Origin of the sequence: Microbulbifer litoralis (assembly GCF_023634065.1) — a bacterium.
GTDB classification, from domain to species: Bacteria; Pseudomonadota; Gammaproteobacteria; order Pseudomonadales; family Cellvibrionaceae; genus Microbulbifer; species Microbulbifer litoralis.
Genome location: NZ_JALKCV010000003.1, coordinates 101023 through 125034 on the forward strand (window position 1 = coordinate 101023; position 24012 = coordinate 125034).

Here is a 24012-nt window from a genome sequence, read left to right on the forward strand (position 1 = left end):
CGCAGCGCAAATGGAACTGGCCGGCAAGCGCATTCTCGTCACCCGCCCACGACACCAGGCCGATGGCTGGTGCCGCGCGCTGCGCGACGCCGGTGCGAGCGTGGACCATATCCCGATGCTGGCGATCGAGCCGATCGAAAACGGCGCGCCCCTGCAGGCGATCAAGCGACGGATTCTCGATTTCGACCAGGTCGATCGCGCCATCTTCGTGTCACAGAACGCGGTGCAGCTCGGCTGCGACTGGCTCGACCGCTACTGGCCGCAACTGCCGATCGGTCCGCGCTATTACGCCATCGGCGCCGCCACCGCCCGCGCGCTGCGCGAACACGGAATCGACTGCCAACGCGGCGGCGAGACCGCGCCAGACACCATGGACAGCGAGGCACTGCTGGCCCTGCCGGAACTGCGGGACGTCGCCGGTGAGCGCGTATTGATCTTCCGCGGCAGCGGCGGTCGACCCCGGATCGGCGACGCGCTGCGGCAACGGGGTGCGCGGGTGGATTACTGCGAACTCTATCGACGCGCCCTACCCGGCACTGCCGAGCGGCAACTGGCGGATTACACCGCCCAGCCGGATGCCATCGCCGTGCACAGCGGCGAGACCCTCGCCAACCTGTGCCACTGCATCGACAAGAGCGGGCGGCGGGCCCTGTTGCGCGCACCACTCGTATGCCCGAGCGAGCGCGTCGCCGGGCGCGCGCGGGAACTGGGTTTTGCGCACACACAGGCGGCCCTGAACGCCGGCGACAACGCCATGACCGAGGCTCTGCGCGCGGCGCTGGCGCGCGATTGGTGACGGACGCGCCGGATTTTCCGCCCTGTTGCGGTAAAATTTTTCAAAAGCACGCCAGAGGTCGTATAAAGCGTGTCGCCAGTCGCTATAATTTGACGACATTTTCTACCCCTTGCCAGCCGCGCCCATGACTGACGATAAATCCAAAGACACCGGGACATCGAAAGACGCCGACACCGCCGCGGAAGAAGCGGAGCCCAGGAGCAATTTCGCCAAAGCCGCCGCGGAAAAACCGGCCGCGCGGAAAAAGGGCCGCGGCTGGCTGTGGCTGCTGCTGGCGATCCTGCTGCTGGGCGGCGCCGGCACCTGGGCCTGGCTCCAGTGGCCGCAACTGCGCGGCAGCATCGGCCAGCACCTGGATTTCCTGCCGGGCTTCGCCACCGGCAAAACCGATGCGACCGGAGCGGATACCGCCGATAGCGAATCGACCGAACCGGCGGCGACAGCGGCCGACACCGAACCGGCCGCGACCGCAACACAACCGGCCACACCGACGCCAGCGCCGGCGGCCCCCTCTCAATCCACCGGCGCGCCGGAAGCCCGGCAACAGGCCGACGCCGCCCTGCGCAACCAGTTGCGCCGCCAGCAGCGCACCATCGCCCAACTGCAGCGACAGCTGGGCGAATTGCAACGCGACGTCACCGCCCAGGGCAGTCGCCTGGGCCAGCTGGGCAACGTCAGCCGCGAGGACTGGCAACTGGCGGAGGCCGACTACCTGCTGCGACTGGCCAACCAACGACTGCTGCTCGAGCGCGACAGCCGCGCCGCACTGGGACTGCTGGAGGAGGTCGATGCCATCGTCCGCGGGGTGGACCTGCCGGATCTTTACGGCGTGCGCCAGCAACTGGCCCGCGATATCGCCGCGCTCAAGCTGGTGGACAATATCGATCGCGAGGGTATTTACCTGCGCCTGCGAGCCCTGGAAGAACAGCTGATGCGCTCCAGCATCCAGCCCGAATTCGACCTGGCGAAACGGGACGATACCGACAGCGACGCCACACAGGAAAACGCGGACGCCAGTGCCTGGCGGCGCAGCTGGAACAACTTCAGCGAATTCATGCGCGATTCCGTGCGGATCCGCGACGGCGATATCGACCCGGTGCTGCTGTCTCCCCAGAGCGAGGCCCGCTACCGCCAGAGCCTGCGCCTGAATATGGAACAGGCGCAACTGGCACTGCTGCGGGAAAACACCACCGTCTACAGGGATGCCCTCGACAGCGCGCGCCAGCTGCTGCTGGATTACGGCATCGCCAACAACCAGCGCGATGTGCTGGCGCGCGAACTGCAGCAACTCAGTGAAATGCCAATCGAGGCCGAGTTGCCGAGCCTGGCCGCCTCCCAGAGCGCCCTGCACAACTATATAGAACGCCTGCACAAGACCGGCGGTGACGACAGCAATCCGGGCAGCGCAGATGCGCCGGGGAGCGAGTCACCGTGAAGCGCTTTCTGTTTTCGGCACTGGCCTTCCTGCTGTTCGGCGCTTTCCTGGCGGAGATGATCCGCAGCTACCCCGGCTATATGCTGCTGGCCGTCGGCGGCAAGCGCATCGAGATGAACCTGTGGGTGGCGATCGGCGCCCTGGCGGCCGGCCTGTTGTTGCTGTTCTTCGCCATCTGGCTGCTGCGCAGCCTCTTGCGCGGCATCGGCGGCGGCGTCAGCCGCATCCGCTTCGGCCGCCAGCGGGTGGCCCGTCGGCGCCTGACCAGCGGCCTGGTGGAATTTATGGAGGGCAACTGGTCCCGCGCCCGCCGCCAACTGCTGAAAAGCGCCCCCCGCTCCGAGGCGCCGCTGATCAACTACCTGGCCGCCGCGCGCAGCGCTTTCGAACTCGGCTACCGGGACGAGGCCAATGAACTGCTGGCCAAGGCCGAAGCCAGCGGCGAGGACACCCGCCTCGCGGTAGCCCTGAGTCAGGCCCGCATGCAGCTGCTCGACAAACACTACGAACAGTGCATCGCCAGCCTGGAGCGCGCCAAACAGGTGGAACCCAGGCACCCGGCGCTACTGCAGTTGTTGAAACAGGCCTACTACCGGCTGGGCGACTGGAACGGTCTGCGGGAGCTGCTGCCGCAACTGGAAAAGCACTCCAATATGCGCGAGGAGGAGCTGCAGCAGCTGGAACTCGAGGTCTACCAGCACCAACTCGGGGACGCCGCCAGCCGCCGCGATGCGGAAAAGCTGCGGGAAGTCTGGAACAGCCTCAACGGCCGCTGGCAACGCAACCTGGAACTGCGCTGTCTCTACGCCCGGCAACTGCACGAGATCGGCGACGATGCCGAGGCGGAAAAGCAGTTGCGCTGGGTATTGAACCGCGAGTGGCGCCCGCAGATGGCGCGCCTCTATGGTTGCCTGACCGGCGCCGATGCCGCCGCGCAGCTGACTGTGGCCGAAGGCTGGCAGAAGGAATACGGGGAAAACGCCGACCTGCTCACCTGCCTGGGCCGCCTATGCCTGCAAAACCAGCTGTGGGGCAAGGCGCGGCAGTATTTCGAAAAGAGCCTGTTGCTGCGCTCGGATCCCGCCACCTCGGCGGAACTGGCGCGGCTGCTGTACGCGCTGGGGGAAAAGGAACAGGCATCGGAACTCTACAAGGAGGGGCTGATCCAGGCGGTCGCCGACCTGCCGCAACTGCCGCTGCCGGGGCGGGAAAAGCCGCTGCTCGATACCGGTACCTGAGCCCGCGCGTCACGCCTCCCGCTCCAGCAGCAAGGTGTAGGACATTACCATGCGGTTGCTGCCGACCTGGCGTATGCGCCAACCATCGCGGTTCAGCCCGGCGATCTTTTCGTTCAACGCCGCCAGATCCACCTGGCTGCCCCAAAAACTGCGCTTGCGAAATTCGACTATTTTCTGCACTGGCACTCCCCTTGCCTGACTCCCCTACCCGATGCGACGGAAGCGCGGCCCCGTGCGACAGGCGCAACCGATCGGTAAGGGGCTGTTGGTACTATCGGCAGATACAGAATTCAACCCGTTGAAAGTGGAGGAGACACCATGTCGATGTCCGGGACTTTTCGCCTGCTGGCCGCGTCACTGCTACTGGCCAGCCAATTCGCATTCGGCGGGGTCGATGTCGCGCCGCAGGACGCCACACTGAGTGATTACGACTACCCCTATCCGGTAAAGACCTTCCCGCTGCGGGCCCAGCAACAATCCCTGACCATGGCCTATATGGATATTCCACCGGCAGAATCGGCGAAGACCCTCGGCACCGTGCTGCTGCTCCACGGCAAGAATTTTTCCGGCGCCTACTGGAAAGACACCATCGAAGCGCTGACCCGACAGGGCTACCGCGTGATCGCCCCGGACCAGGTCGGTTTCGGCAAATCCAGTAAGCCGGCTCCTTTCCAGTACAGTTTCCAAGGTCTCGCCGCCAATACCCGGGCCCTGCTAGACAAACTGGATGTCGACAAGGTCGTCGTCGCCGGCCACTCCATGGGCGGAATGCTCGCCAGCCGCTTTGCATTGATGTATCCGGACACGGTGGAAAAACTGGTATTGATCAACCCGATCGGCCTGGAGGACTGGAAACGCTCTGTGCCCTACCAGCCGCTGGACGAGGCCTTTGCCGGCGAAAAGTCGCAGACACCGGCCAAGGTGAAAAGCTATATGACCCGCGCCTATTTCGATGGCAATTGGAAGGAAAAGTACCAACCGCTGCTGGACCTGCAGGCCGGCTGGACCATCGGACCGGACGCGGAGCGCATCGCCGCCGTCGATGCGCTGACCTCGGAAATGGTCTTCACCCAGCCGGTGCTGTATGAATTCGCCGATATCCGGACGCCGACGCTGCTGATCATCGGCACCCGCGACCGCACCGCCATCGGCGCCAATCGCGCACCGGAATCGGTACGCACAAAACTGGGACGCTATGACCAACTGGGTGAAAAAACCGCGCAGGCGATTCCCGACGCGCGGCTGGTCGAACTGGACGATATCGGCCACGTACCGCAATTCGAGGATTTCGACCGCTATATGGCCGCGTTCAGCGCATTCCTGCAGCAGTAGGTTTTCCGGCTGCGGCCCCCGTCAGGCCCACAGCCGGATACCGATCACGCCGTAACCGAGCAGGTACAGCGCCACCAGCAGGTTAAGCAGGATCAGCGCCGTGGAGTGATACTTTACCAGGCGGTTGATCCGGCTCCCGCGGTGGCGGAACCAGATGTGCAGGCTCCACAGCGCACAGGCAAAAAAGGCGATGCTGCCGGCAAATACCATCAGGCTCGGCAAACTGACCCTGCCGGCCAGCGCATAGGGGGCATCGCTGGCCATTGCCATTTTCACCCCCAGCAGCGCAACGAGCGCGGCAGCCAGGGTCAGCAGCGGCCAGACCCGTATCGCTACAGCCGCGCCGCGCGGTATTCTGCCCAGCCAGTAGCGCGGCAGCCAGATCGGCACAAATGCCAGTGCCACCAGCGCACACACCAGCCAGGCCACCGCCAGCAGCGGCGGACCATAGGCGCCGACCGCGCCGATTTTTTGCAGCGCCTGCGGCCCGTAGTGCAGCAGTGCCCCCGCAGTGGGATCTTCAACCCGCACCAATGCCACCCTGCCGGTGGAACGCTGCAGGAAATTGTCGCCCGCTCCAGGAACCAGCACCCGCGGCGGCGCGCCCAGAAGCGGCCCGATCGAGGCGCCGTCCGCCCCCACCTGCAGCATCCAGGGCAGCAGCCCGGCGAGAAACTCCGCGGATTGCATCACTGGGCTGACAAGCCGGTAGTGGCCACTCAGCGCCCGGTCCGCGTCGGTAATCTCCCGCTCGGGCGCTACCGGCGCCGCGGACTTGTCGCGGCTCCAGTAGTCGGCGATCAACCGGTGTATCTCCGCCGCTACCGGGCCGCCGCTGTTGGCCAGCACGATATACGCGGCCCCGGTTTGCGGATCGTAGGCCAGCAGCGAGCTGGCCCCCGGCAGGCCGCCCTCGTGGCCGTGAAACACAACACCTTTGCGGTGGAAAACGGTGTTGCCCAGCCCCCAGGACAACTGCAGCCCCGCCTTTGCGGCCAGTGTCTGCCGTGGTGTCTCGCTGCGCGCAACCGAGTCTGCGGACAGCAGCTGCGTTTCGCCGACGCGGCCGCGATCCAGCAGCATCCGCGCAAATCGCACCATATTCGTCCAGACTGCTGTGCATACCGCCGGCGGCCCGGTTGTTGAGATGCCAGTAGGGCAGCTCCCGCCCACGGCGATACTGCACCGCGGCGTTGCTGCGGTAGTCGTCGCTGTAGAAAAAGCCCGTCGCCGTCATGCCCAACGGGTCCAGCAACTGCTCCCGCACAAAGGCCTCATAGCTGGGCGCACCGGAGACCTTCTCGACGATATAGGCGGCCAGCAGCGGCCCGGTGTTGTTGTAGGCAGTACGGCTGCCCGGTGCCCAACGGCTGACACGCGAGTGCGGGTGCAGCGCCAGTGTCTCGCGGATGGACAGCGGCCCGGCCCCACTGCCGATCTGCTCCACAAAGTGCGGCGCGTCCCAGCCGCTGCTGTGATTGAGCAGATGTACCAGGCGCAGCGGATGCGTATCTTCCCAGGGATTGTCGAATACGATTTCCGGGGCCAGCGTCGCCACGCGCTCGTCCAGCTTCAACCGCCCCTGCTCCTGCAGGCGCAGTACCGCCAGGCTGACAAACATCTTCGAGATGGAGCCGATACGGAAGCGGGTGTCGGCGGTGACCGGACGCCGCGTATCGATATCCGCCAGACCCGACGAGTGCCGCCAGACTTCGCCGTCGGGTTTCAGCAGCGCCACGGCAACGCCCGGTGTCTTGCGGTGGGCCGCCAGCCTGTCGATGGCGTCCGCGAGTTGCGCCAGGGTCTCGATTGGCGGCGCCCGGTCCGCACCGGTCGCCGCAGCGGGGCCGGCCAGCAGTATCCAAACAATCAACAGCGAAATCAGTCGGCACATTTTTGGGAGTTCCTTTTTATTTTCGGATGGCGTGGTCGCTGCCGGTCGCGCAGCGCCTGTGTTTTAATGAGCCGGGATACCGCACCGCCGTTGGGTGGGCAAAGAGAACTTTGTGAAGGTTTGTGACCGGCGTCCGCCGCGGCCCGGTCACAGCCGGTCACACGACGTAACTTATTGACGTGAAAGATAAAAATAAAAGATCGCCGGAAGCCCCATGGCACGTCCGCATCGGTGATTTCCTGTTCGACCCGGCGGCGGGCAGGCTCCGCGATTGCGGCGGCGGAACGGAAACCGGGCTGGAGCCCCAGGTGGCGGAATTCCTGGCGCTGCTGGTTCGCCACGCCGGCGAAACCGTCGGCCGCGAGCAGATCAACCGGGAAATCTGGCGCGGCCGGGTGGTCGGCGACGATGCCATCCGGGCCGTGGTCAGGAAGCTGCGCGATGCGCTCGGCGACGACGCCCGCAACCCGCGCTATGTCAGGACCCTGCCGCTGAAAGGATACAGCCTGATCGCCGAGTGCCGGCTGGAGAGCGGGGCCCGTACAGGCAGGCGCAATATCGCTATCGCAATCGCTGTACTGGCGGCAATTCTGCTGATCGGCGTTTCGATGTCGGCGCATTTCGACAGGCGGCCATCCAGCACCGCCGCCATCGAGAGCCTGACCGATATACCCGGCTCCGAGCTCGGCCCCGACTTCAACCCACTGACGCGCCGCCTGCTGTTTTCACAGCGGGCCAACAAGGACGATCTGTTGCAGCTGTACACCAAGGACCTGGACAGCGGACGCGTCCAGCGGCTGACCTGGGACGCCGCCAACTACGCCAATGCGCACTGGTCGCCGGACGGCCAGGCACTCGTCTACACCCGCAGTGCGGCCGGTGACAGGGCACATTTTCTCGCCCGCTTCGATCCGCAACAGGGCATTCTCGACCCGCGGCCGCTGCCCGCCGCAACGACTGCCGACAAATACCTGCTGGACTGGTCCGGGACCCGGCGCGCCGTCTACCTGAACGACGAGTACCGCCCCGGGGCGCCCCGCGGCATCTGGCGGCTGGATCTGGACAGCGGCCAGATAGAGCAGTTGACGGCACCGAGCGTGGAAGGGGTGGGCGATTTTTTTGCGCGGGAATCCGCCGACGGCCGCTGGTTGGCACTGCTGCGCGCCGTGGAGCCGGGCAAGCGGGAACTGCTAGTGGTCGACAACGCCACCGGTACGCTGCTGCACAGCCGTATACTGCCGGGGCACCCGGACCGGCTCGCGTGGCGCGCCGATGGCGAGGGGCTGGCACTGTCGAGCTTCGACGGCCAACTGCTGGAATACCGCCTGGCCGAAGACCGCTTCGCGGCACTGCCAAACCCCAGCCGCAATATCAACGATGTCTTCTTCCAGTGCGGCGCCCACTGCTATTTCATGCGCCGGCACAACGGCAATTTTCTCGACCTGCAGGAGTCACCCGACCCGTTTGACGGCGAGCCACTGATGTCCGGCGATCATTTCGACCTGCCCGGTGCCGAGGACTTCCCGCTCTACGGCGGGGATGGCGACAGCCTGTTTTTTGTCTCGCGCCGCGAGGGTGCGCAGTTGCTGCAACGGCAGGTCGGGAATAACGATGCCGAGACGCTGTTGTCACTGCCGGCTGGCGCAAGCGTCAAGTCACTGGCTCTCGCGCCCGGCGATCACTACCTGGCCGGCATCCTCGGCAAGCGGGCTTTTCTGTTCGATATCGAGACGCGGCGAATGCGCTACCTGAGCACGGAAGTCGAGTCCGCCGGCCCGCCCGGCTGGAGTGCCGATGGCAGCGCGGTACTCTATTCGAAAACCGAGAAGGGGCGGCCGACGCTGTACCGCCATGAGATCGCCAGCGATCGCCGCACGCCGCTGATCGCGGGCTATATCGCGGCACAGGCACTGACGGATTCCCGACTGCTGGCGGTGGATGCGGCACAGCGCGCCTGGCTGCTCGACGGCGATACTGTGGTACGCCAGGTCGCCACCCTGCCCGCTGTAATTCCCAATCGCTGGCAGGTCGAGCGGGGTTGGCTCTACTACACCGAACACCGTGGCAACGATGCCTATATGACCCGGCTCCGCCTCGAAGACGGCCGGAAACAGCGCAAACTGCTGGCGAAAAACCGTTTTCGCCTCAATTTTGATCTCCACCCGCAGGGGGCGCGCATGATCGCCGTGCGCTCACTGCTCGCCGAGAGCGACCTGGTGCAGGTGTCTTTCGACCAGTAGGCCGTATGGGAAGTTCGCAAAAAGCACACTAATCGCTTCCGGCCAGGTCCCGCAGTGCCTGTCCCGCCAGCCGGTAGCCGATCCACTCGCTCTGCGGTTTTGCCCCCAGCGATTCATAGAAATCGATCGCCGGCCGGTTCCAGTCCAGTACGCTCCACTCGAAACGGCCGCAGTCCCGCTCCACCGCAATCTGCGCCAGCCGTTTCAGCAGTGCCCTGCCCGCACCGCAGCCGCGCGCCCCGGGCGTTACGTAGAGGTCCTCCAGATAGAGGCCGTTTTTGCCCAGCCAGGTGGAGTAGTTGAAAAAGTAGACCGCGAAGCCGATCGGTTCGCCGCCTCGCTCACAGATCAACGCCCGGGTACTGGAACCATCGCCAAAAATGGATTCGGCGATCATCTGCTCCGTCGCCCGCACCTCGTGTTCGGCTTTCTCGTAAATGGCCAGCTCGCGCACGAAGCGCAGTATCAGCGCCACGTCTTCGACCACGGCCGCGCGTATCGACAGTTCCGACATATTCCCCCCAATCACAGCCCCAGCTCGGGCCAGAGTTCGTCGATCCGTTTGACCACGTCCGGATCCCGCTCGATCGGCCGCCCCCACTCTCGGCTGGTCTCGCCCGGCCATTTGTTGGTGGCGTCGAAACCGATCTTGGAGCCCAGGCCGGAGACCGGCGAGGCAAAATCCAGGTAGTCGATGGGGGTATTTTCCACCATCACCGTGTCCCGCGCCGGGTCCATGCGCGTGGTCATGGCCCAGATCACGTCTTTCCAATCCCGCGCGTTCACATCGGCGTCGGCGACAATCACAAACTTGGTGTACATAAACTGGCGCAGGAAGGACCAGACCCCCATCATCACCCGCTTGGCGTGACCGGCGTACTGCTTTTTCATCGTCACCACCGCCAGGCGGTAGGAGCAGCCCTCCGGCGGCAGGTAGAAGTCGACGATTTCCGGAAACTGCTTTTTCAGGATCGGCACGAAGACCTCGTTCAGGGCTTCTCCCAAGACCGCCGGTTCGTCCGGTGGGCGGCCGGTGTAGGTGCTGTGGTAGATCGGGTCCCTGCGGTGGGTGATCTTCTCCACCGTGAAAACCGGGAAGCGGTCCACTTCGTTGTAGTAGCCGGTGTGGTCGCCGTAGGGGCCCTCGTCGGCCATATCGTCCGGGTGGATAAAACCCTCGAGGACATACTCGGCACTGGCGGGCACCTGCAGGTCGCTGAGGGTGGCGTCGGCCACCTCGGTCTTGTCGCCGCGCAGCAGGCCGGCGAAGGCGTATTCGGACAGGGTGTCCGGCACCGGCGTCACGGCGCCGAGGATGGTGGCCGGATCCGCACCCAGTGCCACGGCCACCGGGTAGGGTTTGCCCGGGTTGCGCTGGCACCAGTCGCGGAAATCCAGCGCGCCGCCGCGATGCGACAGCCAGCGCATGATCAGCCGGTTGCGGCCGATCAGTTGCATGCGGTAGATGCCCAGGTTCTGGCGCTTCTTCTCCGGCCCGCGGGTGATCACCAGCGGCCAGGTGACCAGCGGCGCGGCGTCGCCGGGCCAGCAGGTCTGGATCGGCAACCGGTGCAGGTCCACATCGTCACCGGAGATCTGCTCCTGCTGGCAGGGCGCCCCCTTGATGACTTTCGGCCCCATATTCAGCACCTGCTTGAACACCGGCAGTTTTTCCCAGGCGTCGCGCAGGTTTTCCGGCGGCTGTGGTTCCTTCAGGAAGGCCAGCAGCTCCCCCACTTCGCGCAGTTCGGCAACGCTTTCGCGGCCCATACCCAGGGCGACCCGCTCCGGGGTACCGAACAGGTTGGCGAGTACCGGCGTGTCGTGACCCACCGGGTTTTCGAACAGCAGTGCCGGGCCTCCGGCGCGCAACACGCGGTCGGCGATCTCCGTCATTTCCAGCTTGGGGTCCACGGGCTGGGGAATGCGCTTCAGCAGGCCACGCTTTTCCAGCAGCTTGATGAAATCGCGCAGGTCTTTGTATTTCATACCGTTCCCGACATCGGATTCAAATCCGTGCCAGTGTAAAACAGTGGGAACAAAATGGGGAATGGCACCCCGCGGTCGGGGAGCAAAAAGAAGGGGAAGTTTGTAAAACGACTGCGGCGGATGCCGCAGCCGTCAAATTCTCAAGCTGCCAGCAGCTTAGAAGCGGGGGCGACGCGGACGATCTTCGCGCGGCTTGGCTTCGTTAACACGGATGTTACGGCCAGACAGCGGCTTGTCGTTCATCTCTTCGATCGCTTTACGCGCTTCGTCGTCGTTCGGCATTTCTACGAAACCGAAGCCTTTAGAACGGCCAGTCTCACGGTCGGTGATTACGGTAGCCCGAGAGATTTCTCCGAATGCGCCGAATGCTTCGTGCAGCTCATCAGAGGTAACGCCGTAGGCCAGATTTCCAATATAGATATTCACAAAAAGTTCTCACTAGGTACGTGGGCTGTCGTGCAGTCACAAATGGATAACCAGCTCCACCAGATCATCCATCTGAGATTGGCCCCTCTGTGCGGTGATTCACATCACCCCCGGGCCAATTCAGTCGGGCGCTGTACATCGCCAGCGCCGCAATGGGGAACTTTATATGCCTAACGGCGCCCCTTTTCAACTCGTTTCGGCGCAAATAGCTGCCTTTATTTGCGCCGATAGCAATCGGGCGCCGACATTGGCGCCCGATAGTAAAAAATATTTATTTCCGCTTCATGGACAGGAAGAACTCGTCGTTGGTCTTGAAGTCCTTCAGCTTGTCGATCAGGAACTCGGTGGCCGCCATGTCTTCCATATCGTGCAGCAGCTTGCGCAGGATCCAGACTCGCTGCAGCTCGCCCTCGGGCATCAGCAGCTCCTCGCGGCGGGTGCCGGAGCGGCGCACGTTGATGGCCGGATAGATGCGCTTCTCGGCGATCTTGCGGTCCAGCTGCAGCTCCATGTTGCCGGTGCCCTTGAACTCCTCGAAGATGACCTCGTCCATCTTGGAACCGGTATCCACCAGCGCGGTGGCGATGATGGACAGGCTGCCGCCCTCTTCGATGTTGCGCGCCGCGCCGAAGAAGCGCTTGGGGCGCTCCAGCGCGTGGGCGTCCACACCGCCGGTCAGCACCTTGCCCGAACTGGGCACCGTGGTGTTGTAGGCGCGCGCCAGGCGGGTGATGGAGTCCAGCAGGATCACCACGTCTTTCTTGTGCTCCACCAGGCGCTTGGCCTTCTCGATCACCATCTCGGCCACCTGTACGTGGCGCGCCGGCGGCTCGTCGAAGGTGGAGGCCACCACTTCGCCGCGCACGGAGCGCTGCATCTCGGTGACCTCTTCCGGGCGCTCGTCGATCAGCAGTACGATCAGGTGACACTCCGGGCTGTTGCGGGTGATGGCCTGGGCCATGTTCTGCAACATGATGGTCTTGCCGGCCTTCGGCGGCGCCACGATCAGCCCGCGCTGGCCCTTGCCGATGGGCGCCACCAGGTCGATGATGCGGCCGATCAGGTCCTCGGAGGAACCGTTGCCACATTCGAGCGTCAGGCGATCATTGGGGAAGAGCGGGGTGAGGTTTTCGAAGAGAATCTTGTTGCGCGCGTTTTCTGGCTTGTCGAAGTTGATCTCGCTGACCTTCAGCAGCGCGAAATAGCGCTCACCTTCCTTCGGCGGCCGGATCTTCCCGGCAATCGAATCGCCGGTGCGCAGGTTGAAACGGCGGATCTGGCTGGGCGAGACATAGATGTCATCGGGGCCCGCCAGGTAGGACGAGTCGGCGGAGCGCAAAAAACCAAAACCGTCCTGAAGGATTTCGAGTACACCATCGCCGTAGATGTCTTCACCGCTTTTGGCGTGGCGCTTGAGGATATTGAAAATAATATCCTGTTTGCGCGAGCGGGCCAGGTTCTCAAGGCCCATGCCCTTGGCTATTTCAATCAGTTCTTCAATGGGTTTGGTTTTTAATTCGGAGAGATTCATACCAATTGCTTTATTAAGGTTTCATTGTCAATTGGCGCGGACGCGCCGAAACATTTGAGGAGGGGTTTGAAATTTGAAAAAAATCGAAATTCTTTCGCCGTGACGATTGCCGCAGTGCCAACTCCACCCGTCTGCACCACACTCGAGCAATCTCACGAACCGCGCTGGACCGGTTGTAACCGGACAGCCTTGAACGGATGGTTTAACTCGAGGAGTTTGTGCGCCGGGGAAGGTCAGTGACCGTGCGGAGGGGCGTCTTCTGTCAGTTTGCCGCCGTCGTTCCGTTCTTTCAATTTCCCGACTCCCGTCGGAAAGGACTTACCGGAATGATTGCGACTCTTCTGAATAGTTTCAAGATTACTGGGCAGTATAACGGCAGTTCGCCATCCTGCAAAGGAAATTTGCAGGATGGCGACGACTTTTCAGCCGTTTATCACAGCTGGCTGTCGATAAACTCGGTCAACTGGGCGCGGGACAGGGCGCCGACCTTGGTCCCCTCCACATTGCCGCCCTTGAACAGCAGCAGGGTCGGGATACCGCGGACATTGTACTTGGCCGGGGATTCCTTGTTGGCATCCACGTCCACTTTGACGACCTTCAGCTTATCGCCGTATTGACCCGCCAGGTCCTCCAGTACCGGAGCGATCATCTTGCAGGGACCGCACCACTGCGCCCAGAAGTCCACCAGTACCGGACCCTCGGCCTTCAGGACCTCGGCTTCGAATTCGGCGTCGGTTACGTTGACGATCTCGCTCATATTGCTTTCCTGTTCTCTGGTTACTCTGGGTTGCCCGTGGTCGCGGACCGGGCGGACATATCGCGACATCATAAGGACTGCCGCTCGCCAGCCGCAAGGCATTTCCGGCTAGATGGGGTTGGCTTTGGCGGCTTTCAAGGCCCACCCGCCAGATTGCGTTTCACACCTGCTCCAGGAACCGCTGCAGTATCTCGTCGAGATAGTCGAAACCGAAGGCGGTTGCGGCGATGCGCTGCTCCAGCGGCTCCACCAGGTCCATCGCCTGCAGTCCCGGCCAGTGGCGCCGGAGCCGCTCCAGCGGCAGGCCTGTATGGCGCCCGAAGGTATCGATCGGCACGCCCCCCACCAGTCGCAGCGCGTTCATCAGGAACTCAAGCGGCAACTCCCGAAGCTCGACATCGTCGGTGTGCGGCGGTGCCAGTTCGCTGTGAATCAAGTCCGGCGCCGTGCCCGCAGCGTCCGCAAGGTAGTGGCGCGGCGCGCGGGTGCGGCGACTTCGCAGTATCCGGCCGCCACCATTCGCCGAGGGGGCCAACGGCAGTGTGACCTTGCCGTGGGCGCCGGCGCCGATACCCAGGTAGTCGCCGAAGGACCAGTAGTTCACATTGTGCCGCGACTCCAGCCCCGCGGGACTGTAGGCGGACACCTCGTAGCGGGCATAGCCCTCCCCGGCCAGATAGTCGCGGCCACCGGCCTGCATCGCGGCGACCAGGGCCGAGCCCGGCGTGACCGGGGGGGCGCTGTAGAAGGCGGTATTCGGCTCGATGGTGAGCTGGTACCAGGAGATATGTTCCGGCTGCAGGGCCACTGCGCGGCGCAGGTCCGCCAGCGCCTCGGCCTCGGTCTGTTGCGGCAGGCCGTGCATCAGGTCCAGGTTGATGTTGTCGAAGCCGGCGCGGCGCGCCATCTGCAGCGCGCCCGAGGCCTCGTCACCGGAGTGGATGCGGCCCAGGTTCTGCAACTGGCGCGGGTCGAAACTCTGCACCCCGATGGACAGGCGGTTGACCCCGGCGGCGTGGTAGCCGGCAAACTTGTCCTGCTCAAAGGTGCCGGGATTGGCCTCCAGCGTGATTTCGATATCCGCGGCAAAGCCCACCAGCTGCTCCGCAGCCTCCAGGATCGCACTGATCGCCGCCGGCGAAAACAGGCTGGGCGTGCCTCCGCCAAAGAAGATCGACGCCAGCCTGCGCCCCTGCACCCAGGGCAGCTGGCTGCGCAGGTCGCGCCGCAACTGCTCGACATATTCGCGTTCCGGCAGGCCGTAGCCGGCGGAGCCGGCTCCCACGGCCTCGTGCGAACCGGCTCGCGAAGTGCGGGAGGCGGTGTCGGTACCCGCTGCCACTTGATGGGAGTTGAAGTCGCAGTATGGGCATTTGCGCACACACCAGGGGATATGCACATAGAGCCCCAGCGGCGGCAGTGCCAGCTCCGCGACGGTGCCAGTCAAGGTTGCGCCCCGCCCTGCATCTGCTCGCGCCACAGGCCGGCAAACTGCCGCACCGCGCGGGCGCGGTGGCTGATCTCGTTCTTTACCTCGCGCGCCAGTTGCGCCGAGGTCATGCCCCGGCGCTCGACGTAGAACAGCGGGTCGTAGCCGAACCCCTGCTGACCGGCCGGCTCGCGCAGAATGCGCCCGCTCCAGCGGGCGCTGCACACCAGCGGCACCGGGTCCCCGGCGCTGCGCACGAACGCCAGCGCACAGTGAAAACTGGCGCCGCGCTCGCCGTCCGGCACCTTCGCCAGGGCCTCCAGCAACTTGCGGTTGTTGTCCGCATCGGTGGCGCCGGGGCCCGCATAGCGCGCCGAGTAGATACCCGGCGCGCCGCCGAGCGCATCCACCGCCAGTCCCGAATCGTCCGCCAGCGCCGGCAGCCCGCTGATGCGGCTTGCGTGGCGCGCCTTGATCAGCGCGTTCTCGATAAAACTGAGGCCGGTTTCATCCGCCTCGGGCACATCGAATTCGGACTGCGGCACCACTTCGATATCCCAGTCGGCAAACAGCTGGGAGAACTCGCGCAGTTTCCCGGCATTGCCGCTGGCCAGTACAATTTTTTTCAACGGTTTACTCATTTTCCTGTGCCAATAAAAAAGCGAGCGCGCTGCGCTCGCTTTTTGCGGTATCGCCTGAATTTACTTTTCCAGCTTGCGGCGGAAGCTGATCTGCTCGGTGTTGCCACCCGGCAGCTTCACGTCGATATTGAAGGTCAGGGTCTCCTCGTGGTCGAAGCGCAGCGGCGCCAGGTAGTAGACGGCATCCCCTTCATTGATCTCGACAAACTTCAGTGGCCTCGACTGCTGGATCAGGTTGGTGGCAGTGCCGGACATCTCCGAGCTCAACCCCTTCTGCCCCCCCTCCTTCTTCACCACCGAGACATTGACGAACACCCGGTCCGCAGCGCGCACCAGATTGTAGCGCTGCGCGATTTCCGGCTTGACAAACTCGCTGTTGAAAACCGAGTAGATCACCCGGTAGTCGCCGAAATCCTGGTGGCTCTTGATGACCCTGGCTTCCTGCTGCGCCGCGGCGCCGGCTGCCCACAGTAGCATCGCGGCGGCGGCGATCGCTGTCAGTATGCGCTTCACGGTTCACCTCCTGTTGAGAACTGGGACCGGTGCGACCGGGGGCCGTCCGGCTGGCGCCTGAATACTTTCACTAAGTTTAGTCTAGCGGGTGAGATGGTAAATCGCCGTCTCGCCAAACAGGTTGGGGAGAAGATCCTTGAAAGCGGCGCTGATGGCAGACTCGGATACTACCTGGCGGTGCAGAATAGTCCAGCCGTTCTCCCGACAGAGCACCTCGAAGTCGCGGAAAGTACAAAAGTGAATATTGGGTGTGTCGTACCATTCGTATGGTAATAAATCCGATACCGGCATGCGCCCGGAAAACGCCAGGTGCCAGCGCGCCTTCCACTGGCCAAAGTTGGGAAAGGTGATGATGCACTCGCGGCCGACACGCAGCATTTCCCGCACCACCAGATGCGGCTGGCGCAGTGTCTGCAGCGCCTGGGTCATGACCACGGTGTCGAAACTGTCATCGCCGAAGTTGCCCAACCCCCGGTCGAGGTTCTGTTCCACCACATTGACGCCCCGCTGCAGGCAGCGCTCAATCTGCCGGTGGTCTATCTCCAGGCCATAACCGCTGACCCGTTTGTTGTCTGCCAGTTGCTCGAGCAGCAGGCCGTCACCACAGCCCAGGTCGAGCACGCGGCTTTCGGGGGCAATCCACTCCTGGATGATGTCCAGATCAACGCGCATCAGTTCAATCCTCCCGCATTTTCCGCAGCGACACTGTCCATGTAGGCGGAGAAGACCCGCCAATAGCGCTCGTTCGGCAGCAGGAAGGCATCGTGGCCCATGGCGGACTCGATCTCCGCGTAGCTCACCGGCCGGTTGGCGTGCATCAGGGCATCCACGATTTCCCGCGAGCGCTCCGGGGCAAAGCGCCAGTCGGAAGTAAACGACAGCAGCAGGAATCTGCAGCGGGCATGGGAGAAGGCCGCCACCGGGTCGTGATCGTACTCCCGCGCCAGGTCGAAGTAGTCGAGCGCACGGGTCATCAGGATATAGGTATTGGGGTCGAAACTGCCGGAGAAGGTATCCCCCTGGTAGCGCAGGTAACTCTGCACCTGGAATTCCACCTCTTCTTCCGCTCCCAGGGCAAAGGACCCGGAGCGCAGTTCGCGGCCGAATTTCCTACCCAGGCCGTCGTCGGACAGGTAGGTGATATGGCCGATCATGCGCGCTACCGCCAAGCCGCGGCGCGGCAGCCGGTCCTGTTCCAGATAGCGGCCACCACAGAAGTCCGGGTCCGAGGTAATCGCCTGGCGCGCGGTTTCGTTGAAGGCAATATTCTGCGCGGACAGCTTCATTGCCGAGGCGATTACCACGCAGTGGCGCAGCCGCTCGGGGTATTCCAGCGCCCAGCGCATCGCCTGCATACCGCCCAGGCTGCCGCCGATCACCGCCGCCCACTGCTCGATACCCAACAGGTCGGCCAGGCGCGCCTGGCTGTGGACCCAGTCCCGCACCCGCAGCATGGGGAAATCCCGGCCCCACGGTTTGCCGGTATCCGGATTGATCGAAGAGGGCCCGGTGGAACCGTGGCAGCCGCCGAGGTTGTTCACGGAGACGACGAAGAACCTGTCGGTGTCGATGGGCTTGCCGGGGCCGATATAGTTGTCCCACCAGCCCGGGCGCTTGTCGTCGGGCCTGTGGCGACCGGCGGCGTGGTGATGCCCGGACAGGGCGTGACAGATCAGCACCGCGTTGCTTCTGTCCGCATTGAGCTCGCCGTAGGTCTCGTATACCAGCGTGTAATCCCGCAGGGTGCGCCCGCAGGCGAGCGCCAGGGGCCGGTCAAACCTGGCGCTCTGGGGGACGACAACGCCGACCGAGCCGGCGGGTTGGATCTGTTCGGATGGATTGACTGTTTCCGACGGCACTGAATGGTTCCGCAACGCTGAAAGGAGAAGCAGTGTACGGGAAAACACCCCGGGGAAAAATCCGGCGCTACCCGCGACAGCGCACCGCAAACAGCGGCAGACTGCGGCGCCAACATTAGAACATTTTGCTCACACTTTAAACCTGATGGCATTACCATCCGGAGAATCAAGGAAGGTCCCAGGCCGGAGAGGTACAATGCTGCACTACCAGAAAATCGATACGCCACTCTGCTCACTGATCGCCGTCGTCGACAGTGAAGTCCTGATTACGGTGCGCCTGGCACCTGCCGGCTGCCCGCCGGAGCCGGAGCCCGGCTGGGAAAATGGGGCTCCGCCATTACTGGCCCGCTGTATCGAACAGTTGCAGCAATATTTCCGGCGGGAGCGTCGCGAGCTGTCGATACCCTGTCGCCCGCCGGGCACGGATTTCCAGCGGAGCGTGTGGCAGGCCCTGCGGGAAATCCCCTTCGGCCAGACCTGGACCTACGGCCAGCTTGCCGAAAGGCTCGGCCGGCCAGAGGCCGTGCGCGCGGTGGGTCAGGCGATCCGCGCCAACCCGGCGCCGATTTTTATTCCCTGTCACCGCGTCGTCGGCAGTGACAACAGTATCAAGGGCCACCCGGGCGGCGCAGACATGAAAAGGGCACTGCTGGAATTCGAGGCATTCGGCTGAACGGCGATCCACCCGCACAGCGACAACCGGAGGGCCCGGGTCAGGCCGGGCGGTTCCGTCCCATGCGCTCGTGTGCCTGGGCAAACTGGTCCGAAGCCATCGCCGCCATGGTCGAGAGTTCCAGGCCCATACAATAGGCGGCGATACACTCCGCAAAACGCATTGCCTTGCCACTGCCCGCACATCCCATCAGCTCCAGGCACTCCCGCTGCTGCGGCACCCCGGTGCCCCCGCCGACGGTGCCGACAACCAGGCACGGCAGCGTGATACTCGCATAAACGCTGTCGTCGCCCTGCAGCTCCAGATAGAAAACCCCGATAGAGGACTCGTGCACGCAGGCGATGTCCTGGCCAGTGGCCACAAACACCGCGGCGATGGAATTGGCGATATTTGTAGAGCAGCCGATACTGCCGGCCGCCGCTTCGGAAGCGGAGATCAGGCGGAAATAGCGGTCGAGTGCCGACGGCTCCACCTTCAGTACATCGCGCACCACCTCCGCGGGCAGAGTACACTCGGCGGTCACCCTGGTGCCGCGACCGCGGGTGAAGGTCTGGCCGGTGACCCTCTTGTCGCCCGACAGCCCCGCCTCGATCGCAAAACCCGCCAGCGGCATGTCCTTGCTCGCCGCCAGCGCCTCCCTTATCCAGTTGCAGGCAGACCAGGTACAGGCGGTAACCATATTCTGGCCGCTGGCATCGCCACTGCGGTACGCGAATGTCAGGTGCACACAGCGCCCGATCGGCGTGGGTTCAAGGGACACCAGCTCGGCGTGGGAAGAGGGCTTAAGAGCCTGCTCACGGATTTCCGCTTCATTGTCCCCGACCCACTGGCAGAAGCGCTGCGCGGCCACCAGGTCGAAAAATTCAAAATAAGGGGCGCGCAACACCCGCTGGGAAATGGCCCAAGCGGTCACACCGCCGGCGCGGGTCAGCGCAGTGGCCCCCCGGTTGAGGGATGCCACCAGCGCACCCTCGGTGGTCGCGCAGGGCACATAGACCGTATCGTCCACATACGCTCCCCTGACCCTGACCGGCCCCACCACCGCCAGCGGCACTTCCACACTGCCGACCAGGGATTCGATATTGTTTTTCAGTGTTTCCGGTTCATAGGAGCAGCGCTCCACACCATCCAGCGCCAGCCCGCTCCTTTTGCGCAGGAACTCCAGGCGCTGCTGCCTTGCGACCTCCGAATACTCTCCCTTGGCGGGAATACGCAGTTTGTCCAACTTCTTTTCCGTTTCAAGCTTGGGATCCATATTGATTCACTCCTGTATAACAGCTACCCGGCAGCATTGCTGAAGATTCACGATAAGGGCCTATTTATTTCTCTGCGATTACCCTTCCAGATTTATTTCCAAAGCCCTATACGGTAAGCAGAACAGGAATGAATTTACCGCCGCTCTAAAAATGAACTGCCAAGAAATCCGGTATCGAATGATATCTCGGAGTCACTTTCTATTTTGAAATTTTTCGGTGATGGAAAGGTTTTCCAGTTTTACAAAAAATGACTAAATGGCATCTACCTCTAACTCTCGCATTATCCCATTCGATTTCTATCGATTTAGTCGACCCACATTTCCAGGAAAATTCATACAGGCCAACAACGACATTCAATAAACAGCCCCAGAACACCCTAAACAGTTAGCAATTTTTAAATGAGAAACACGCCTCAGGAAAAATAATACTTGCTCCATACATCCGACCTGCCGGTAGATAGCGTATGGCGGTATGAGTTGTTGTGAGGTCACGATATGAAGCAGGAAATCGGGGATCGCTATTTAAAAAAATTGGATGACCTGATTGAAAATGAATTCCCCCGGATTACCGATGGTGAAGCCGCATCCGTCGATTATTTTCCAATAGGAAATCCGTCGCTGAAACGCACTGGCATTGAAAGGGGAGGTCGTCCAGTTGCCATATCCGGTTTTGTACCGGCATCGCGCGCCGCACTGGCCTCGGTTCGCCGTGAGCTGGAGCAGGCAGATGACCTGGAAAGGGTCGGATCGCGTATCGATTCTCTGGAGTGCCAGTTGCTCTCGCGCACGGCCGATCTCCTCGGTTATGGCAGGCACGATGTCAGCGGTATTTTTTCTCTCAGCCATACACTCATCCAGTGGTATGGCTGCAGGCTGGTGACCGGCATGAGCCCGGCACCTGCCAAATCGCCCGAGCGCCGGATTCTTGTTTCCACGGGCAGCGCCGAACTGCTACAACCGGGCCAGCCACTCCACGGCCTCGAGGGTATCGACACGGCCTTGAGCCCTGCGAATTCAGACGGCAGTCTCGATCTGGACCGGCTGTGCACCTTTGTCGAAAACTGCTATCGACGCGGCTTGCACGCCGATGGAATGGTGCTGACGCTGGGCCAGAAATACACCGGTGTGTCGGACCCGGTAGCGACGATACAGCGGGAGATAACCCGCCTGCGACAGGCCTACGGTGTCCTCGACCGCCCGCATATCCATGTGGATATCCCGCTGCACTGGCCTCTGCTGCTGTTTGGCGACTACGACGCCGCTATCAATCCGCTGCATTTATCGCTGGAGTCCATCCAGCCATCCATGCTGACAGCTGCAGACGCCGCCGCCAGTGACAGCTGTTCGATCGACCTCGGCAGTTGGGGTTATACACCGTTGCCACTGTCGCTGCTGATCGTCAAAAATCACAAGGATCTGCTGCCGCTGCTGCCGGCCGCGGCGATACCCAGGCTGGAGACGGACAGCACTGCCGGAATCGCGCAGGGCGCTGACATCGCCAGGCTCTACAGCCTGCAGGCCCTGTTGGCGTCACTGGGGGCTCTGGGGGAGGGCGGCCTGCGGCTGCTGGCGGCCCGCAGTGTGGACAGTGCGGACTACCTGAAGGAGCGTCTGCGGGAATGCGGCAGTGCCGGGGTGGTGCACAGTGTCGGCAGCGGACCGGGCGTCAGTTTCCGGCGCTATCACCCGGACCTGGGGCCGGCTACCGACAGGATATATCGGGCGGAGATAGAGGCGGCCCGCGGCGGTGACTACGGTCCCCTGCACACCAACAGTCATTGGCACCGACGGCAGCTTGTACAGCGGGAACCCTGCGGCCTGCACACCGCCTGGCAACCGGCAGCCACTTACCTGCTTAACGAACCCACACGGCGCGGCGAGCCCCTTGCCGCCGAGGTGGCAATGCTGCTGCACCCCCACACCACTGCGGCAGATATCGATCTGTTTTTGCAGCAGTGGGTGGACCGACGGCGGGTGGCGGAGCCACCCGCGGACTACTGAGTGGCGGGAGCTTTCAGCGGGGTCACATTGCTGGCCCGCGGCGCGGGCGCCAGCGGCTGCGGTGCCGCAGCGCTCTGGCGCAGCAGGTCTTCCAGCGAGGCCAGGGCGCTGTCATTGCGCAGGATTTCCTCTTCCAGCGCACGCAGGTCGGTGCGCTTGGTCTGGGTTTTCTGCTTCAGCTCGGTGAGTTTGATCACATGCCGGTTGAGCAGGTGCTTCTGGTACTGCACATGCTGCTTGAGGGGTTCCAGCGACTGGTCCAGCCAGCCGTCCGCGGCGGAAATAAGCTGGCTGTAGAGGCGCCCCACTTCGCTCGCCAGTGTGGACAGGAAGCGCTCGGTCAGGCGGTTGCGCCGCGCCAGTAACAGCTGTGGCGAACGCCGCAGCTGCGCGGCCTGCCGGTGCAGGCCGCGCATCGCCAGGCGGAAACTGCTGATATTGAAATGCTGTTCGCTGGAATCCAGGTTACAGAGACTGGAACGCTCGAAAATCGCGTCCACCAGCCGGTTGGCCTGCTCCACTTCGCGCTCCAGGTTGGCCAGCTGGTGGTCGACCCCCTCCATAAAGGTATCGATGGCCTTGGCCAGACCCAGCGGCGTCCAGCGTTCGTGCAGGGCGCGACTGGTGTCGTCGATCAACAACTGCAGTTGCTGGCTGGAAACCGGTGCCAGCAGCGAGGTGCGCTGGCGGGCCAGCATGCGGTGACTGGATTTCAGTGTCAGCAGCTCCTGGTGGCAGACCTTGTGCTGCTCGCGGGCGGTCTGCTGCAGCTGCGCCAGCTCGTCGAGCTGTTCACTGCTGGTGGTGGCGTTCTTCTGCAGGTGGGTGAGCGCGGCGCGGCCGCTGTTCAGGCGGCGCTTGAGCAGGTCGCGGGTATCTGCCATCAGCGTCAGCGCCTGGTGCAGGGAGCGGTGTTCGGCCACTTTCTGGCGGTGCTCCATCAACCGCTGCACCAGTATCGTTTCAAATTCCGAAAAGCGGCTCTGGGTCAGCAGTGCCGGATCCTGTTGCTGGCGGGCCAGCAGCGCTTTCTTGGCCGATACGCCGACGACGCTCTCCTGCGGCAGCTCCAGCAATTTGGCCACCTGGGCGCGCATGCCGCGCAACAGCCCCTCCGGATCCTCATCCGGGTCGTCCCAGAGGGCATCGATCTTGTTCAGCAGTACCATCACCGCAGTGCCCCGGTGCTGCCGCAGCGGCACCAGGTGCGTCTCCCACATATTCAGGTCGGTGCCGCTGACGCCGGCGTCGGCCGCCAGCAGGAAAGCCACGGCCTGGGCCCCCGGCAGGGTCGACAGGGTCAGTTCCGGCTCGTTGCCGAGTGCGTTCAGCCCCGGCGTGTCGATGATACGCAGCCCCTGCGCCAGCAACGGGTGCGGCAGGCTGATCAGTGCGTAGCGCCAGGCCGGGATCTGCACCAGGTTGCCCTTACCGTCCAGGTGGCGGCGATCGAAACCGTAGCGGGCCGCCTCGTCCGGGGTCACGGACTTGCTCGCCGCGACCTTGAGCAGCGCTTCGCGGGTGGCATCGGCGTCCTGGGCATCGAATTCGTGAGTCACCCATTTCTGCGGTATGCGACGGAAACTCTCCAGGCTGGTATTGGTGCCCAGGGTCTCGATCGGCAACAGCCGCAGGCTGGCCTGCTCGCCGCCGTCGCTGAAGATCTCGGTGGGGCACATGGTGGTGCGGCCCGGCTTGGACGGCAGCAGCCGCTTGCCGTAGGTGTGCGACAACAGCGCGTTGATCAGTTCGGTCTTGCCGCGCGAGAACTCGCCCACCAGCGCCAGAGTGAACTGGTCCTCGGCGAGCAGAGCGCGCGCCTGCTGTACAACCTGGCGCGCACCGGCAGAGTTGGGGAAATGCTCCTGGAGCCAGTCATTGAAACTGGCGAACTGGCGATCCAGGGACTTCTTCCAGCGGTCGTAGTCGGCGATATGCTGGCGCAAGATGGCGTCTTCCATGTAATTGGATTCTTTTTATTACTGCACAATTTCCAACCGGCT

22 protein-coding genes and 1 pseudogene are annotated in these 24012 nt (G+C 63.3%); 7 read left to right on the forward strand and 16 right to left on the reverse strand.

Going from position 1 to position 24012, the window contains the following annotated elements; all coding sequences use genetic code 11:
• The first annotated feature begins 10 nt into the window (after positions 1-10).
• From MWN76_RS06105 to MWN76_RS06115, 3 genes are all read left to right on the forward strand, one after another.
• Entirely contained in the window at positions 11-796 is a 786-nt protein-coding gene (locus tag MWN76_RS06105; RefSeq protein WP_250460221.1) for a uroporphyrinogen-III synthase, read from the forward strand.
• 124 nt (positions 797-920) lie between these two features.
• A complete protein-coding gene (locus MWN76_RS06110; RefSeq protein ID WP_250460223.1) occupies positions 921-2231 on the forward strand; it encodes a uroporphyrinogen-III C-methyltransferase in 1311 nt (436 codons plus the stop codon).
• Positions 2228-3469, forward strand: coding sequence for a heme biosynthesis HemY N-terminal domain-containing protein (locus MWN76_RS06115; RefSeq protein ID WP_250460225.1), 1242 nt, complete (start codon positions 2228-2230; stop codon positions 3467-3469). Before MWN76_RS06110 ends, MWN76_RS06115 begins: the two co-directional genes overlap by 4 nt.
• A 9-nt stretch (positions 3470-3478) precedes the next feature.
• Here MWN76_RS06115 and MWN76_RS06120 read toward each other — a convergent pair whose 3' ends face one another.
• Positions 3479-3649: a DUF4177 domain-containing protein gene (locus MWN76_RS06120; RefSeq protein WP_250460227.1), complete on the reverse strand. Its 171-nt coding sequence runs from the start codon at positions 3647-3649 to the stop codon at positions 3479-3481.
• Positions 3650-3793: 144 nt separating this feature from the next.
• Here MWN76_RS06120 and MWN76_RS06125 point away from each other — a divergent pair, with 144 nt between their 5' ends.
• Positions 3794-4801 (forward strand): alpha/beta fold hydrolase, encoded by a 1008-nt coding sequence (locus MWN76_RS06125; protein ID WP_250460229.1) that lies wholly within the window; start codon positions 3794-3796, stop codon positions 4799-4801.
• Positions 4802-4822: 21 nt separating this feature from the next.
• Here MWN76_RS06125 and MWN76_RS06130 read toward each other — a convergent pair whose 3' ends face one another.
• Positions 4823-5902, reverse strand: a complete 1080-nt coding sequence (locus MWN76_RS06130; protein ID WP_250460231.1) for a serine hydrolase domain-containing protein — start codon at positions 5900-5902, stop codon at positions 4823-4825.
• Positions 5874-6695, reverse strand: a pseudogene (locus tag MWN76_RS21255) (serine hydrolase domain-containing protein); the annotation flags it as partial. The pseudogene MWN76_RS21255 and the gene MWN76_RS06130, both read right to left, overlap by 29 nt.
• A 179-nt stretch (positions 6696-6874) precedes the next feature.
• On the opposite strand from MWN76_RS21255, the gene MWN76_RS06140 reads away from it, so the two are divergent.
• A complete protein-coding gene (locus MWN76_RS06140; protein ID WP_250460235.1) occupies positions 6875-8935 on the forward strand; it encodes a winged helix-turn-helix domain-containing protein in 2061 nt (686 codons plus the stop codon).
• A gap of 28 nt (positions 8936-8963) precedes the next feature.
• Here the strand turns inward: MWN76_RS06140 and MWN76_RS06145 are convergent, their stop codons facing one another.
• The 10 genes from MWN76_RS06145 to metX form a co-directional block, all read right to left on the reverse strand.
• Positions 8964-9449: a GNAT family N-acetyltransferase gene (locus MWN76_RS06145; protein WP_250460237.1), complete on the reverse strand. Its 486-nt coding sequence runs from the start codon at positions 9447-9449 to the stop codon at positions 8964-8966.
• A gap of 11 nt (positions 9450-9460) precedes the next feature.
• On the reverse strand, positions 9461-10924 hold the full coding sequence (ubiD, locus tag MWN76_RS06150; protein ID WP_250460238.1) for a 4-hydroxy-3-polyprenylbenzoate decarboxylase: 1464 nt from the start codon (positions 10922-10924) through the stop codon (positions 9461-9463).
• A gap of 156 nt (positions 10925-11080) precedes the next feature.
• Positions 11081-11350, reverse strand: a complete 270-nt coding sequence (locus MWN76_RS06155) for an RNA-binding regulator (protein WP_067150273.1) — start codon at positions 11348-11350, stop codon at positions 11081-11083.
• A gap of 271 nt (positions 11351-11621) precedes the next feature.
• The gene (rho, locus tag MWN76_RS06160; RefSeq protein WP_250460240.1) at positions 11622-12881 is read right to left on the reverse strand and encodes a transcription termination factor Rho; all 1260 of its coding nucleotides are present in this window, start codon (positions 12879-12881) and stop codon (positions 11622-11624) included.
• Positions 12882-13314: 433 nt separating this feature from the next.
• Complete coding sequence (trxA, locus tag MWN76_RS06165; protein ID WP_250460242.1) at positions 13315-13638, reverse strand: thioredoxin TrxA; 324 nt, start codon at positions 13636-13638, stop codon at positions 13315-13317.
• Between the two features lie 160 nt (positions 13639-13798).
• Positions 13799-15085, reverse strand: a complete 1287-nt coding sequence (gene hemW, locus MWN76_RS06170) for a radical SAM family heme chaperone HemW (protein WP_250460244.1) — start codon at positions 15083-15085, stop codon at positions 13799-13801.
• Entirely contained in the window at positions 15082-15696 is a 615-nt protein-coding gene (rdgB, locus tag MWN76_RS06175; RefSeq protein ID WP_250460246.1) for an RdgB/HAM1 family non-canonical purine NTP pyrophosphatase, read from the reverse strand. Before rdgB ends, hemW begins: the two co-directional genes overlap by 4 nt.
• A gap of 72 nt (positions 15697-15768) precedes the next feature.
• Positions 15769-16221 (reverse strand): DUF4426 domain-containing protein, encoded by a 453-nt coding sequence (locus MWN76_RS06180; RefSeq protein WP_250460248.1) that lies wholly within the window; start codon positions 16219-16221, stop codon positions 15769-15771.
• An 81-nt stretch (positions 16222-16302) separates the two neighbouring features.
• Positions 16303-16893, reverse strand: a complete 591-nt coding sequence (metW, locus tag MWN76_RS06185) for a methionine biosynthesis protein MetW (protein ID WP_250460250.1) — start codon at positions 16891-16893, stop codon at positions 16303-16305.
• Positions 16893-18047: a homoserine O-succinyltransferase MetX gene (metX, locus tag MWN76_RS06190; protein WP_250460707.1), complete on the reverse strand. Its 1155-nt coding sequence runs from the start codon at positions 18045-18047 to the stop codon at positions 16893-16895. Before metX ends, metW begins: the two co-directional genes overlap by 1 nt.
• Before the next feature lie 229 nt (positions 18048-18276).
• On the opposite strand from metX, the gene MWN76_RS06195 reads away from it, so the two are divergent.
• Positions 18277-18753: a methylated-DNA--[protein]-cysteine S-methyltransferase gene (locus MWN76_RS06195; RefSeq protein WP_250460251.1), complete on the forward strand. Its 477-nt coding sequence runs from the start codon at positions 18277-18279 to the stop codon at positions 18751-18753.
• A 40-nt stretch (positions 18754-18793) separates the two neighbouring features.
• Here MWN76_RS06195 and MWN76_RS06200 read toward each other — a convergent pair whose 3' ends face one another.
• Together MWN76_RS06200 and MWN76_RS06205 are read right to left on the reverse strand one after the other, a co-directional pair.
• On the reverse strand, positions 18794-20008 hold the full coding sequence (locus tag MWN76_RS06200) for a hydroxymethylglutaryl-CoA reductase (RefSeq protein ID WP_250460253.1): 1215 nt from the start codon (positions 20006-20008) through the stop codon (positions 18794-18796).
• Positions 20009-20530: 522 nt separating this feature from the next.
• On the reverse strand, positions 20531-20854 hold the full coding sequence (locus tag MWN76_RS06205; RefSeq protein WP_250460255.1) for a hypothetical protein: 324 nt from the start codon (positions 20852-20854) through the stop codon (positions 20531-20533).
• A 39-nt stretch (positions 20855-20893) separates the two neighbouring features.
• On the opposite strand from MWN76_RS06205, the gene MWN76_RS06210 reads away from it, so the two are divergent.
• The gene (locus MWN76_RS06210; protein ID WP_250460257.1) at positions 20894-22009 is read left to right on the forward strand and encodes a hypothetical protein; all 1116 of its coding nucleotides are present in this window, start codon (positions 20894-20896) and stop codon (positions 22007-22009) included.
• On the opposite strand, the gene MWN76_RS06215 is transcribed toward MWN76_RS06210, so the two are convergent.
• Positions 22003-23970, reverse strand: a complete 1968-nt coding sequence (locus tag MWN76_RS06215) for a dynamin family protein (RefSeq protein WP_250460259.1) — start codon at positions 23968-23970, stop codon at positions 22003-22005. The two genes, MWN76_RS06210 and MWN76_RS06215, sit on opposite strands and share 7 nt — an antisense overlap.
• Positions 23971-24012 lie beyond the last annotated feature (42 nt).

Coding starts and splice junctions, on each gene's coding strand:
- metW (WP_250460250.1), bottom strand. CDS start 16,893: ATGCGCGTTGATCTGGACATCATCCAGGAGTGGATTGCCCCCGAAAGC.
- MWN76_RS06125 (WP_250460229.1), top strand. CDS start 3,794: ATGTCCGGGACTTTTCGCCTGCTGGCCGCGTCACTGCTACTGGCCAGC.
- ubiD (WP_250460238.1), bottom strand. CDS start 10,924: ATGAAATACAAAGACCTGCGCGATTTCATCAAGCTGCTGGAAAAGCGT.
- trxA (WP_250460242.1), bottom strand. CDS start 13,638: ATGAGCGAGATCGTCAACGTAACCGACGCCGAATTCGAAGCCGAGGTC.
- rho (WP_250460240.1), bottom strand. CDS start 12,881: ATGAATCTCTCCGAATTAAAAACCAAACCCATTGAAGAACTGATTGAA.
- MWN76_RS06110 (WP_250460223.1), top strand. CDS start 921: ATGACTGACGATAAATCCAAAGACACCGGGACATCGAAAGACGCCGAC.
- MWN76_RS06195 (WP_250460251.1), top strand. CDS start 18,277: ATGCTGCACTACCAGAAAATCGATACGCCACTCTGCTCACTGATCGCC.
- MWN76_RS06145 (WP_250460237.1), bottom strand. CDS start 9,449: ATGTCGGAACTGTCGATACGCGCGGCCGTGGTCGAAGACGTGGCGCTG.
- MWN76_RS06200 (WP_250460253.1), bottom strand. CDS start 20,008: ATGGATCCCAAGCTTGAAACGGAAAAGAAGTTGGACAAACTGCGTATT.
- MWN76_RS06130 (WP_250460231.1), bottom strand. CDS start 5,902: ATGGTGCGATTTGCGCGGATGCTGCTGGATCGCGGCCGCGTCGGCGAA.
- MWN76_RS06205 (WP_250460255.1), bottom strand. CDS start 20,854: ATGGCTGAGAGAAAAAATACCGCTGACATCGTGCCTGCCATAACCGAG.
- MWN76_RS06215 (WP_250460259.1), bottom strand. CDS start 23,970: ATGGAAGACGCCATCTTGCGCCAGCATATCGCCGACTACGACCGCTGG.
- MWN76_RS06210 (WP_250460257.1), top strand. CDS start 20,894: ATGAGCCCGGCACCTGCCAAATCGCCCGAGCGCCGGATTCTTGTTTCC.
- MWN76_RS06105 (WP_250460221.1), top strand. CDS start 11: ATGGAACTGGCCGGCAAGCGCATTCTCGTCACCCGCCCACGACACCAG.